At 57.5% G+C, this 13209-nt stretch carries 12 protein-coding genes; 2 read left to right on the forward strand and 10 right to left on the reverse strand.

The annotated features are described in order from the left end of the window. Window positions 1–15 precede the first annotated feature (15 nt). From DHV10_RS12790 to DHV10_RS12815, 6 genes are all read right to left on the reverse strand, one after another. A complete protein-coding gene (locus DHV10_RS12790) occupies window positions 16–1368 on the reverse strand; it encodes a DUF2029 domain-containing protein (protein WP_109486765.1) in 1353 nt (450 codons plus the stop codon). Between the two features lie 18 nt (window positions 1369–1386). After that, window positions 1387–2175, reverse strand: coding sequence for a glycosyltransferase family 2 protein (locus DHV10_RS12795; RefSeq protein WP_109486766.1), 789 nt, complete (start codon window positions 2173–2175; stop codon window positions 1387–1389). A gap of 52 nt (window positions 2176–2227) precedes the next feature. Continuing rightward, the gene (locus DHV10_RS12800; protein ID WP_162601485.1) at window positions 2228–3967 is read right to left on the reverse strand and encodes a hypothetical protein; all 1740 of its coding nucleotides are present in this window, start codon (window positions 3965–3967) and stop codon (window positions 2228–2230) included. An 8-nt stretch (window positions 3968–3975) separates the two neighbouring features. Continuing rightward, a complete protein-coding gene (locus DHV10_RS12805) occupies window positions 3976–5295 on the reverse strand; it encodes a hypothetical protein (RefSeq protein ID WP_109486768.1) in 1320 nt (439 codons plus the stop codon). Between the two features lie 216 nt (window positions 5296–5511). Further along, window positions 5512–5706, reverse strand: coding sequence for a Flp family type IVb pilin (locus tag DHV10_RS12810; RefSeq protein WP_109486769.1), 195 nt, complete (start codon window positions 5704–5706; stop codon window positions 5512–5514). Window positions 5707–6063: 357 nt separating this feature from the next. Continuing rightward, the gene (locus tag DHV10_RS12815) at window positions 6064–7044 is read right to left on the reverse strand and encodes a phosphatase PAP2 family protein (RefSeq protein WP_109486770.1); all 981 of its coding nucleotides are present in this window, start codon (window positions 7042–7044) and stop codon (window positions 6064–6066) included. 362 nt (window positions 7045–7406) lie between these two features. Here DHV10_RS12815 and DHV10_RS12820 point away from each other — a divergent pair, with 362 nt between their 5' ends. Both DHV10_RS12820 and DHV10_RS12825 read left to right on the forward strand, forming a co-directional pair. Then, window positions 7407–8135, forward strand: a complete 729-nt coding sequence (locus DHV10_RS12820; RefSeq protein WP_109486771.1) for a glycosyltransferase family 2 protein — start codon at window positions 7407–7409, stop codon at window positions 8133–8135. Further along, a complete protein-coding gene (locus DHV10_RS12825) occupies window positions 8132–8851 on the forward strand; it encodes a class I SAM-dependent methyltransferase (RefSeq protein WP_109486772.1) in 720 nt (239 codons plus the stop codon). The genes DHV10_RS12820 and DHV10_RS12825 overlap by 4 nt, the downstream gene beginning before the upstream one ends. On the opposite strand, the gene DHV10_RS12830 is transcribed toward DHV10_RS12825, so the two are convergent. The 4 genes from DHV10_RS12830 to cpaB form a co-directional block, all read right to left on the reverse strand. Continuing rightward, entirely contained in the window at window positions 8848–10020 is a 1173-nt protein-coding gene (locus DHV10_RS12830; protein ID WP_239461722.1) for a glycosyltransferase family 87 protein, read from the reverse strand. The two genes, DHV10_RS12825 and DHV10_RS12830, sit on opposite strands and share 4 nt — an antisense overlap. 5 nt (window positions 10021–10025) lie before the next feature. Beyond that, window positions 10026–10418 carry a DUF192 domain-containing protein gene (locus DHV10_RS12835; protein ID WP_109486774.1) on the reverse strand — a complete coding sequence of 131 codons (393 nt, stop codon included), beginning with the start codon at window positions 10416–10418 and terminating at the stop codon, window positions 10026–10028. Window positions 10419–10546: 128 nt separating this feature from the next. Continuing rightward, window positions 10547–12007: a type II and III secretion system protein family protein gene (locus DHV10_RS12840; RefSeq protein WP_109486775.1), complete on the reverse strand. Its 1461-nt coding sequence runs from the start codon at window positions 12005–12007 to the stop codon at window positions 10547–10549. 71 nt (window positions 12008–12078) lie between these two features. Next, a complete protein-coding gene (gene cpaB, locus DHV10_RS12845; protein ID WP_109486776.1) occupies window positions 12079–12936 on the reverse strand; it encodes a Flp pilus assembly protein CpaB in 858 nt (285 codons plus the stop codon). Window positions 12937–13209: the final 273 nt, after the last annotated feature.

Raw genomic sequence — 13209 nt, forward strand, 5'->3', positions numbered from 1 at the left:
CTGTTCTCTTCCGGACTATTTGCTGATGGCGGCGTGGGTTGCCATTGCATTACGAACACGCGCGTGGATCCCCAGGCTGCGCGCGCAGACGAGAGTTAAGAAGATCGCGAGTAGAAGCAGAAGAAGCGAAGCCGGGCGGACTATGGGCAGGAGCAGCGCTCGTTCGGCGAGACCCATGCGTGCCAGATCGAGATTGTGAGTGAGCATACTGACTAGTGCAAGTGGGATGTCGGCGGTGAAGACGATTGCAAAGACAGAGAGGAGGGCTGTTGCCTTCTGCATCGTGTTTTGCGTGGCCCAGAGCATCGCCGTAGCAGGCATGGCCAGCAGCAGGAGCCGAGCGTCGTAGGGGCGATGATAGCTGGGAAGCATGGTGAGTGCAGAAACAGCTGCGACTGCAAACCATGCATTCGGGAATGAGGCCCCGCTCCAGATCGTGCGGAACAGGACGGCTACGAGCAAGCCGCCGGCGATCAGCAGCGATGCGGGATTGTAGAAGCCTGGGTTCTCGTTGAACAAACTTAGAACTGTCTGCAGGTCGATGATGATGTCGGCACTTCCCTTCCGGCTGCTGGAAGCCGGGCCGGGATCGCTGATGTCGCCGTGGGCTGAGGTCGCGGCAAGATTGGCGGTAAGCTCGGAACGCCAGTGAGGAGAAGATTGCCCAACGACAAGCACTGCGGGAAGGGCGATGGCGGCGACAAAAAGCGCTGTCTGCAGAGCACGTTTGCGAAGCAGCCCGCCGGAGGCGAGAAGCCAAAGCCAGATGAGGCCTGAGTCGTGGGGTTTGAGAGCCAGGCTGATGGCGAGACAGACGACTCCAAAACCCTCGAATCTGTTCCGAACAAAACACCAGACGGAGATCACGCAAAGTCCGACGGCGATGCCGGCGGTGTTCGCCACCGTGAAAAGCACCTCACAGTTCGCCATCAGGAAGCAGACGAGGAAGAGCGGCAGATGAGAATCGGTTTGCGGTGTGAGGTCGTACGCCAGGACGGCCGCCGCTGTGAGACTGAGCGCGATGGCGGCGAGCCACAGCAGGTGGGACAGGCCCCAGGGGAGCAGAGCCAATGGGAGAAGGAGAAAGAGCGTGGTGGGCAGATTGACGCAGACCATCACTGCTCTGAGAAAAGGCGGTCTATGGGAAGGGTCTCTGGGAAGAGCGGCGTCTTCCGCCATGTATACGCGCGAGAACTGAGCAGGATCGTACGGATCGGCGTGCTGGAGGAGGCAGCGTGCGCCATAGTAGACGGCGCGATAGCTGGAGACGCCGGCGCCTGAACTTTGATCGAGAGCTCTGCCCACCAGGAGCGAGAATGCGCTGCAGAGCAGAATGAGGATCACACTCTTTGAGCGCAGATTGGGCATAGCGGTCTGCAACCTGGATCAGGAATGGTTCGGAGCTTGCGAGTAGAGCTGCTGCGTGACCTTGCGGCCTTTTGCGTCGAAGCGGGGCAGGTGGATGATACCGAGCTTGTGTGCCACGAAGGAGAGTGTGGTTCCAACGACGCCGAGGCCATACTCGATGCTGCGTTTCAGATTGATGGATGAAGCCTCTTCGAAGTATTTGGTCGGGCAGGAGATTTCTCCGATCTTGAAGCCGAACATCACTGCCTGCGCGACCATCTGATTGTCGAAGACGAAGTCGTCGGAGTTCTCGAGGATGGGAAGCGCTTCAAGGAGTTGACGCGAGAAGGCGCGGAAGCCCGTGTGATATTCAGAGAGCTTTACGCCAAGGAACACGTTCTGAAAGGCCGTGAGCAGACGGTTGGAGATGTACTTGTAAACGGGCATGCCGCCCCGAAGCGCGCCGCCGCCGAGGATGCGAGAGGCAAGGACCATGTCATATACGCCGCTGGCGATCATACCGGCCATGGCTGGGACGAGCAGCGGAGTGTACTGATAATCGGGATGAACCATGACGACGATGTCAGCGCCTGCGGCGAGTGCTTCGCGATAGCAGGTCTGCTGATTGCGACCGTAGCCGTAGTTCTGTTCATGAACGAAGGTCGTGATGCCGAGGTCGCGGGAGAGTTGGGCAGTCTGGTCCCTGCTGGAGTCATCGACGAGGATGCGGATGTCGACGACGTCAGAGAGTTCGCGCACCGTCATTTCGAGGGTCTTCTCGGCGTTATACGCCGGCATGACGACTGCGACTTTTTTGCCATTGATCAAGTGCGGTTGACCCCCGATTGGTTTATTTTCCCATCTTTCAAGGTGTTTTGAATCAGCGAAGTGGCACTGCGGTAACCTGTTGCGCCAAGGGGTAAGGGAGAAGGCGGTTCTGGATTGAGTCGGGCTGAACGAGCCAGACCGTTCTGTTGGGGTAGTAGCGAATCAGCTCGGCGTCGCTTGCGGGATCCATGGCGCGAGCCCAGATGATTTCGGAGGCGTTGATGTCAGCCTGGTTGTAGACCCATTCATCGAGCGGATCGTGGTCAGGCGCATAGCGGACGATGGCGAGTTGAGGGCCGGGTTGCTGCTGGAGTTGGCGCTCGACGAAGCTTCGGTCGGTGACGAAGTGATCAGGGCCGAACCAGCTGACGATCCAGGTGGAGACGGGCTTCTCAGGAATAGGGCAACCGAGTTGCCGATTGAACGGGCGCAGCAAAGCCAGAAGCACGCAGATAGCTACGACGGAGTGAGCGATGGCGCGGCCGGCAGGCTTGCAATGGTAGAGATGGCGCATCGCCTGGAGTCCGACGGCATAGAAGGCGGCTGTGAACGGCGCGACGTAATGCGGGATGAGAAATATCTCGATGGCCATGCCGACGGCGAGCACACAGAGGGAGATGACGAGGAAGCGAATGCGACGATCGCGAAGCGCCCACGGGAGAAGAAATAGCGGCGGAATCAGGGCCACACCGGTGAAGAAATACACGGCGCGGACCGCCTTGACCGTGGTCATGAAGAAGAAACCGCTGATGGAGTGATTGCGGTTGTAGTCTTCAAGTTCGTCGACCGTGTAGAAGCGTCGCATCTCGGCGTGGCGGTAGTGTGGCTCGGGACGCGGGTCTTGCCAGACGTAGTAGGTCGCCATGGCATACGTGGCGCGATTGACGGTGTACGGAAGGGTGAGCGGGCTGCCAAACGCTTTGTAGTCGTAGTAGCCAAGCCAGGCGAGTCCCGCGATGAGGACGACCAGTGCGGGGGAAGCCCGGAGAAGAAGAGTCCGCATCGAAAGGCGCCTGGTCCTGATCAGCCAGTGAGCCAAGGCCACGAGGACTGGAAGGCAGAGGAGGAGACCTTCATAGGGGCGAGATATGGCGAGGATGACGGCTCCTGCTGCCATCGCGAGGAGATAGCGAGCGTGCGGCGATCGCTTGAAGCGAGGCAGGGCTCCGAGTACGAGAGCTCCGCCGATGGCGCAGATGGGGCCGGCGGTGTGGTAGGTACTCGTCCAGTAGCTGAATAGAGCGATACGCATCATCAGCAGGAGGCCGCCGAGCACGGCCCATGCGGGGGGGAGCCAGCCCTGAAGCATCCAGGTAACGGCTGAGCACATGAACGCGCCGCTGATCAGGATTCCGAACCAGGGATGGCCGAAGAGCAGCTTCCCTGCCGCCATGAGGAGCCCCTGCGCAGGGAAATACATGGATGCGTAGGTGGGAAGCATGTCGACATGGATGGTCTCGAAGTGGACCCACATGGCTGGAGTGGGGTTGGCAAGACGGCCGTGGAGGAAGGTATCTGCCGCGAGGAGATTGCTGAAGTCGTCCGGGGCAAACGGCATGGGGATGGGGTGGACGGGCAGGACGGCGAGCCGGATGAGTAGGGTCGCCAGCCCGACGACGAGGAGCGCGAGAGAGCGTTTTCGCGCCAACGCTGCGAAGTGCCTCCGCAGCCGGGCGAAGAGTTTGCCGGCGAATCGGGGCCAGGCAAAGGATGCTGCGACGGCGAGGACCGTCAGGCCAGCTTCGATCCCCATGATGGAGAACGTCGGCGGAGAGGGAGGCTGCGCTGCCATGTGCAACATCATCGCGACCCTGTGTCTGCGCGCTTGATGATGCGCATGTGCCACCCATCAGGGTTGATTGGAATCCAAAGCGCCGTTCCGGGCGGGGCGGCTTCAATCCGGCGCACTTCTGCCGGGTAGTTGAGATCCGGGAAGGCGGGGCGCTTCCATTGGATTTCGATCCCGATGCAGAGGCAGAACAGGATGGCCGCGGATGTGACTTTGAGCACTTGATTGCGGCCGGTAAAGCCATACAGAAGAAGCCAAATGAACGTGAGTGTGGGTAAAAACCAGTAGCGCACGGCGCCGGCCTTGGCGATCATCTCCCATTGGCCGGTTCCGGGGGGCGCGTAGGAGGACGGTAAAGCAAGCGCCGCCGCCAGCAACAAAGCCGCATAGAGTGCCATGAGCCGCATCGGCAGGGGGGCTTTGATCAGGGAGGCTGCAGCGATTGCGCATCCAGCGGCCGCGGCGATCGCAAGGATGATGAAAACCCTGGTGCCGGGAACTCCGGCGAAGTTGTTTGATCCGATGATGGCTCCGATAAAGACATTTCCGCCAAGGATGCGTACGAGCAGGTCGAAGCGGGCGCCGAGGACTCCCCAGTGACTGCGGGCAGTTGGGCTTATGACGGTGAGTCCGATGAACTGGATCGCAGAGCAGACTGCGAGAATGCAAGGCGGAATCCATCGCGAGGCGCCGCTGCGGCGAAACGCGATCAGGAGTGCGATGGGGAGCAGGAAGATACAGAACGGGCCTGTAAGGCCGCTGAGGAGCATGCAGCACACGTCGAGGGCCCGCATAGCAGGTGAGGCCGGCGCGGAGCCTACGAGCAGCAGGAAGGCGCAAAATGCGAGTGTCCACTGTTCATTGGTGATGTTGGCGGCGATCTCCGGACTGCTCGGGATCGCGAGGTATGCGGCCGCGAGGAGAGCGCGCATCCGCAGGCTTCCCCAGACCGCCGAACGGTCGGAGATGAGGAGATTGACGGGGAGCGTATGGACAGCAACGGCGAGAAGATTCATCACCAGCGGAGCAGAGAGCAGCGGAACGAACAGGGCAAGATCGGCGGCCAGGCGCGGGAGAGTTTGGAAATAACCTGTCTCCGTGTGCAAGAAGGGGCGCCATGGACCGAGGTTGTAGGCATCTGCGAACCACACTCTGCCGTCCTCGGCCCAGAACTGGGCATGAAAAAAGGCGTCTGGCTTGCGCGACATCAGGAGCGCGTAGGCGATGACGAACAGGAGAACATGCTGCCAAGCGCGGACTCCCATGGCCGGAACTTTCGTTCGTCCGGAGGCGGAGCCGCCTACAACGATTGCTTGAGTTTTGAGCAGCATCGGGATAGCAAGTTCATCATAAGTGCAATCACGCGGTCGGCAGATCGAGAGGTTTCGATTTAGGGGAGCGGGGTAACTGGCGAGTCAGGAGAAGCGGGCAGGAGAGATAGAGAGTCAGGGTAACTCTGCTAAAAGTTGAAACGCGGAAACAGCCAGGCTGTTTCCGCGTCTCAAGGTTAAAGGAATCAGGCAAGGACTGAGCCTTGCCTGTCGCAACTACACGTTGGCGGTGAGGGTGCTCGAGATCTGCGAGAAGGCGTTGTTCAGGCCCTTCGCAAGAACTCCCATACCGGTGATCGCGCCGAACGCAATCAGAGCAACAACGAGGGCGTACTCAACGAGGTCCTGGCCTTCTTCGCGCTCGATCAGCGACTTGGCAACGAGGTACATCTTCATCATCATGGTGTTCATTTGAAAAATCTCCATTTCCTGGGTTGGGGTTCCAGTCTAAGACTGGGTGTCGTGCATGGCTTGAAGCAAGTGTTGTGCTTTTGGTTTTAGCACTTGGTTTAATTTAAAGTCAATCGCTGTTAGAAGGGGATACCACTTCCGTAGTAACGATAGTTATCTAACGCGGTACTTGATCTACAAAGAAGCATCGACCCGGTCGTATAACACCAAAGTGTTATTCCCAAATGACCCTTGTTGGGGCGACTTCGCTGCTGATGGTGGATGGCTTGCGGGGGGCGACGGAAGTGAGGCGGGCGAAGCCGGCAGTGTTGCGATGTGCAAAGCGGAGAAGCTATCGAAGGTGCCTGGAGAACTGCTTCACAGCGTGCCTGAAGCTCTTTTGTCGCTTGCAGTTGAGCCGCTTCCCTGTTTGTGCCATCCGCCGCGAATGACCATGTTTGACAGGACTGTGCAGAGGATGACCATCAGGATTCCAGCGAGGACATCAATTCCATAATGCCAACCTGTGGTGATGGTCGAGACCGTGATCAGGCCAGCGGCGACGGTAGCCGGGTAACGAAGGTAACGAAACGGGTAGAGAGCCTGCGCCGAAACAATTGCCCAAAAAGTATGGAATGAGGGCAGGCAGACGATGCCACCGAAGTTATCGCGGATGTTGAGCGACCCGTGCCGCAAGGCGTAGATGGTGGCTTCGCAGGCCTTCTGAAGCTTGTCGGGCGGGAAACCCCAACCGACCCACGGGCCGACCGCGGGCAGAAAGATCATGAGCGGTAGAGCCAGAACGAAGCTGAAGGCATTTGACAGGACAAACTGCTGAGCAGCCTCTTTTCTGCCGAGCAGCGAGGGCAGCAGAATCGCGCAGAGCACAAGGGGATGCAATGCGAATGCATACGCTCTGATAAGCAACGCATTGATTGCGGGATGATGTCGAACGAGTTCGATGATGGCCGGTACGTCGATACCGAGATGCACGTCGAGCCTGCGCCAGAGATTGTCGCGCAGGGGATAGGCAAACGTGGCAGTGATCGGCGCTGCCTGAACGATGAGCATCGCGATGCAGAGCGTCCAGGGCAACATCAGTGCGCTCTCGCGATGCCCCCATTTCTTGCGCTCGTGGAAGAGAGCTGCGGGAACCAGCAATGGCGCCGTGAGGACCACGGCAGTGATGATGAGCGGCTGAGCAGTCTTCATGGCGCCGGCCGGAGCCGCGAAAACACAGAAGGCGAGTAAGAACAGACTGCAGCAGATCAGCGCGCCATGGACACGCCAAGATGGATCGCCGGAACGCGAAGCGAAAGGCGCAGCGGCGACAGGATCTGCTACGGCGTTGGATTGCATGCCCTCTCACTATAGCAATGGATGGAGTGGGAGCTACTGAAGTTGAGAGCGCTACTTCGTTACTTTCACCCATCTGGCGCTTTGCAGGAAGTTCCGAGGCCTGCTCTCACCAACTGGCGGACTGAACGAACTCCCTCAATCTGGAAGGTTCGGGTTCGTTTTTCTCGATGGACCCGATGTGCGGTCATCGACCAAATCACCGCAAGGTTCTTGCGGGAATAGGAAAGAGTTTCTCAATCAGAATGAGCTGAGTGCCGTTACTTTTAACCGTCCTTGTCCGTGGATTTGGCCTTTATCATTCGGTGTTTTCGTTTATAGTAAGCCCACGCTTTCTAGTATCAGCAGATCCAAAGACGTCCAGCATGCCAGAAGTAAGGTCAAACGACGATGTGAGGCCGTGTGTATCGGTTGTCATGCCGGTATTCAATGAGGTTTCGACGGTCGAGAGTATTGTTCAGGTTGTTCTTGCGCAGAACCCGGTCCAACAACTGATCATCGTTGATGATGCTTCACGGGACGGTTCTGGCGAGTTGCTTGAGAGAGTCGCGAAGCGCGATAGCCGAATCGTTCTTTGCCGGCATGCAGTAAACCAGGGTAAAGGAGCTGCACTGCGCACGGGGATCGCACGCGCAGAGGCCGAAATCGTGATCATCCAGGATGCAGACCTCGAGTACAGTCCTCGCGAATATTACCTTTTGCTCGGACCGATCCTAGCCGGAAAAGCGGATGTGGTTTATGGTTCAAGGTTTGTCGGCGGACTGGGAGCTCATCGGGTGCTGTATTTCTGGCATTCGGTGGGGAACAAGTTCCTGACTCTTTGCTCCAACATGGCCAGCGACCTGAATTTGACTGATATGGAGACTTGCTACAAAGCATTTCGCAGAGAAGTCATACAAAAGATCAACATCCGAGAGAATCGGTTCGGGTTCGAACCAGAGATCACCGCGAAGCTGGCGAAAGCCAATCTTCGCATCTTTGAGGTTGGCATCTCTTACAGCGGTCGAACTTACTCAGAGGGGAAAAAGATCGGCTGGCGTGACGGATTCCGCGCGCTGTGGTGCATTCTGATGTACAACCTGATCAGCGAATGACCAGCATACCCAACGCAACAAGGAACACGGAAGATTTCGAGTTCCAGGCGCTCAATGAAGCCAGGAACTACAGGAACGCACTCCTTCGCGAATTTGGGCCGTTTCTGAAAGGAAACGTGCTCGAGGTGGGCGCGGGTGTCGGCCAACTGACTGAAGAGTTGCGGAGATTAGGTCCAGTACAAAAATTATGCGCCGTCGAACCTGACGAAGTTTTTTGCGAACGAATCCGGGCGAAGTTTCCCGACCAGCAGGTTGTGCACGGAACGATTGAAAATCTGGAAGAGCGACAAGGCTGGAGCTCGATCATCAGTGTGAACGTACTTGAGCACATCGAAGAAGATGAGGCGGAACTGAAGAGTTATCGCCAACTGCTCGCGGACAAGGGGGGCTGGCTCTGCCTGTTCGTTCCAGCTCGGCCGGAGATCTACGCACCCATCGATCGGGATTTCGGACACTTCCGGAGATACACACGAGGGGCTCTTCGCTCGAGACTTGAGGCAGCGGGATTTTCCGTCGATCGGCTTCGCTACTACAACTTTGCCGGCTACTTCGCTTGGTGGCTCAATTTTTGCGTATTGAAAAAGCGCGGGTTTGAGAGGAATGCTGTTCGCTTTTTCGATCGCGCCATTTTCCCACTCGTGAACTGGTCTGAGACCTCAATTTCAGCACCGCCGATCGGGCAGAGCCTGCTGGCAATCGCTAGAGCTAATCGCTAACTTTTCTGGAGCCCGGCAGGAATTGGGGGAAGGCCCGTATTCGCCAGCGAGAACGCAACCAGCCAACCAAGTCCTGTCCACCATAGAAACATATATCCGAATCCAAAATGCCCAGCCGCATTGGAGAGGTATGCAAGAAACCCAAGATCTGTGACGGCGAAGGCAAGAAGAAATGCTCGGCGGTTCCCGTAAGCATACGCGGTGATCAAGGCCGGCAAACATAAGATTTGATCGTAGGGATAGCTGTAGTAGCTACAGACAACTGAAACCATGAGCACTACCGGGCCATGGTGTCTCCAATTCCATTCCTCCCTATTCTTCATCCAGTAAAAGCCGAGCCAGAGCAATCCAGCGGCTTGGGGAAGCAGTGCGAGAGAGTGGTTGCCGGACAGGGAATACAGTATGCCGCCGAGGTTGGGATAGGCCTCCGTTTCGTGCACCACAAGTGACGAGCGGTGCAGGAACTGCTGAAAGACATGGCGATTAATTGCAGTGGCAAGCAGGCTCGTGGTAGCCAGAACGATCGACCCGGAAGCTAACATTGCCCATCGTCGCCGGTGAATTATCCAGCAAGCAATCGAGATGAGAAAGAGAATCGTAATGTGAGGTTTCCCAAGTACAAGGAGAAGAGATGCTCCGGCGAGGGACTCTCGTTTGGAGGCTGCGAAACTGCAGAACAGAACTGAGCCAAGCAGCGTGAAAACGGTGTACTGTCCCAGCATGAGCAGCACCACAGTAGGACCGAAGATGAAGGGCAATACCGGAAGCGCAATATTGGCGGTTTGTTGAAGATGACTACCTATTACGTAGGAGCACAAGCCGATGACCAGCACGCTGGCGACTGTCCACAGAGCGAACGAAGCGTGATAATCAAGCAGCCCGAGAGGGAGAAAGGTGACAATAGCCCAAGGCGGCATTTTCGTTATGAGTGGCGTAGAGAGTATGCCCGCCCCGCGCTCGAAAGTGCTGGTCAGTTCCGCGGAATATGGATTGCTGTGAAGCAGATGTGCGGCTGCCCAGTACTGTGCCAGGTCTTGTACGGGAAGAGCGTAAGAAGCCGTAAATGCGGCCAGGAAAGCTGCGGCGCCTGCAACCAAGATGACTGTAGACAAGAGAACTTTGTCCGAGAGTTTCAGAGCCGTGCTTTGATTCCGTTCCGCGTTGCGCATCAGTTTCAATGGGATGGTTCTTCGACGCGCAGTACGTCACGAGGCTGGGTTTGTGTAGCGACGATTGTTCCGGCTGGAAGTTCCAGGATCGAATGAGCCGTCAAACAGGCGGAGACTCTCCAAGCCTTCACATTGGGTCTGACCTTCTTCACGCGAAGCTCTTTGTCCAGATAGATAAGGTCGATGGGAAATTGCATGAAGAAGGTGTGGACTGATTCGCAGGGGATGATCCACATGCCGCCTCCGGGATCAAGGCCATTTCTGCCCAACAGGCCTTTCGAGCGCTTTGCGCTGGTGCGTGCCACTTCAGCACGTTCGGCAACTAGCGTTCCGCGGGTGAGGTTGCGGATTACAACGAAGTCATCGCTGGGTGAAGTTGATCGATCAGTGAAATTCATTCGGTTCCAATTGCTCAGCGTTTGTCGATTGAGGATGCTTGGACTGGAGGGCAGAAACTCGCATTTGAAAGTCGAGCCCCAGTAGAAACTCTGTTCTACTGGGGCTCGGGTTGATATCGCCTCCGCAATTATTGAGGTGCTTGCTGCGTGCTTGCGGAAGAGCCGCCGCCGCCGCCACCGACTCCCATTCCGCTGTCGAGGACGAGAGGCTGCTCGGGCTTCATGCTCTCGATCAGCTTTTCAACCGGTATAGTTGCCGGAGGAGGAGCCGGAGCGGAGCCCGCCGGTTTCTGGTCAGGCGTGTGCATCGCAATGGTGGAGTTCGGGGGCAGGAACCCGGAGGGGAATTTGATCTCCGGAACCGGTGTACCCACGTCGATGGGGCTGACGATTTCGGGCGTGACCGTGACGATCAGTTCTGTGTTGGTTCGCGTGCGTTGCATGGACTGGAAGAACTTGCCCAGGATCGGAATGTCGCCGATGAAGGGGATCTTCTGGAAGTTTTCCGTTTCGCGGTTGTCGAGCAATCCGCCGATGATGAAGGTCTGCCCTTCCGAGAGCTCGACTTCCGTCTTCACACGCCTGATGGTGAGTGCCGGTACGGTTGCTCCACCGATATTGACGGCATTGCCGTAGTCGAGTGCGCTGACTTCAGGCGCGACCTGAAGGCGGATGGTTCCGCGATTGGTGATTGTGGGAAGGAAGGCAAGCAGGACGCCGTATTGTTTGTACTGGATTGTGATTGGGGATGCAGCGCCGCTGACTGCACCAGATTGAGCAACGGGGTATGGGTATTCGCCGCCGGCAAGGAAGCTCGCTTGATGACCGTTTTTGGCGAGCACGTTCGGCTCAGCAAGGACTTCGGCGAGACCTCTGGTTTCCAGAGCCTGAATGCTGGCTCCGAGACCAATGCCGGGATAGATACCAAAAATATTAGTCCCGCCAACTGAGAGGGTGCCAGTCTGGCCTACGTTGATTCCATTGAACTGTCCGGTGCCAATGGAACCGATGGTATTCCCGAGGCCGTTCAGGGCGAAGTTGATGCCCAACTGCTTGAGGCGGTTGCGATCGACGCTGGCAAACCTTACCTTGAGGAGGATCTGGGGCTCGGGAGCCGGAACGTTCACGTTCAGCAGGTTAACGACTTTGCCAGCTGTGGAGGCGATCATGACCGCGCGGTCAGAACTGTTGAGATTGGTGACCGTTCCGCGCAGGAAGATGACGCCATTGTCCTGAGAGACTCTGACGTTTTGGCCAGGAAGCTCGGCTCTCAGTTCGCGGCGAAGGCCCTCGAGCTGATCGTTGGACGCGAAGGAGCTGGCCCGGACCGTTACGTTGAAGAACTGGCGCCCGCCGGTCTGATCCCAGATGATGAGGCTGGTTTCACCTGGTGCTTTTCCATTGAGCAAAATCTGTGTCGGGCTGACTGCCTGAGCCTCCGCGAAGCCGCCAGCGCCAACGACGATGCGGGTTACGGGACGGGCGAGATCCAGAACAACGGATTTGCCGACGGCCAGCGAGAGGTCATTTGTGGAATCCTGACTCGTAGCTGCGGCTGGCTGCGCACCCGCCGGGGGCCCCTGGGCCAAAACGGCCCCACTCGCAAAAAAGACCAGTGTCAATGCACTGACACAGGTTGTGGCGATCCCAGTCTTAACGTTCACTGTTTACCCCCGGGCGCTGCGAATTTCTCGTCTGTTTTTGTGCTGCCATTGATGACCGTAACGGTGAATGAATCGTTCTTCGGCTTCGGTGCTCTGACCGGGCCAGTGAGCTTGGGTTTCGAAGGAGGAGCCGCCTGCTCGGCGAACAGGTTGGTCATGCCGGTGCCTGAAACCTTGACTTCCTTTGTGTCGAGCGGGTTGCGGAGGACCAGCTGAATTCGTGTTTCGTTACTGGCGAGCGCGAGCACCTGCGCCTGTTCTGGTGTCACAAGAAGGTTGACGACCTGCACCTGCTGCGGCTTGCCCTCGGCGTCCTTCTGAATATCCGTACCGGCGGACAGTACTTCGATGTTCTGGAGCACGGTTCTGACCTGGGTGTTGTTTCCGCTGCCGGCGTTCTGAGCGCTGGGCGGAACAGCCGAGACGAGGACGTCCACGTGCATGCCGGGAGTCACGAATCCGGCGACGCCAACCACCTGATCGACTCGAACAGCGATCGCGCGATAGCCATCTTTAATGGTTGCGGCCAGACCGCCGCCTGAACCTACCGGCGCAAGACGGTTGTCAAGAATCGGCTCGCCCGCAAAGATGGGCTGCATCACGCCGCGTCCGATTGCGTTCTTGGCATCGAGGATGGCGGTCTTGGGCACCGTGCCCTGAATCTGAACCGTGGTCAAATCCGCAGCGCTCAACAATTGCCCAATCTTGAGATCGGCGGCTGCGGCAACCACGCGAGTTGCAGGTTGCGGTTTAGCCGCAGCAATGCGCATGCCGACCAACCGGTATACGAGCACGGAGCACAGTGCTGCCACTACGAATGCAGCAAGTAGGATTGTTACCAGTCTTCGGTTCATCAGAATCCTGTCTTCGTGAGGTGAAGCACCCTGGTTTCTACTCCCTTCGGCTGTCGACCAGCTTTGGGCAGGAAAGTAGCGGCCTCTTCACGCAGAGTTAGTGGTCGAAATGGTTAACTGCCTGCACGGGTGAATGCCGCTAGAGTATAGCACTATGCGGCTTTACGTATGCATCGAATTTAACTCCGCTAAACCGAAGTACCTAGAACGCAACACGCAGTGGAAATGCGGTTGAATCAAGGTCGTGGCGATGCGGAGTGATTCATAGCTTTG

Source organism: Occallatibacter savannae (genome assembly GCF_003131205.1).
Lineage (GTDB): Bacteria > Acidobacteriota > Terriglobia > Terriglobales > Acidobacteriaceae > Telmatobacter > Telmatobacter savannae.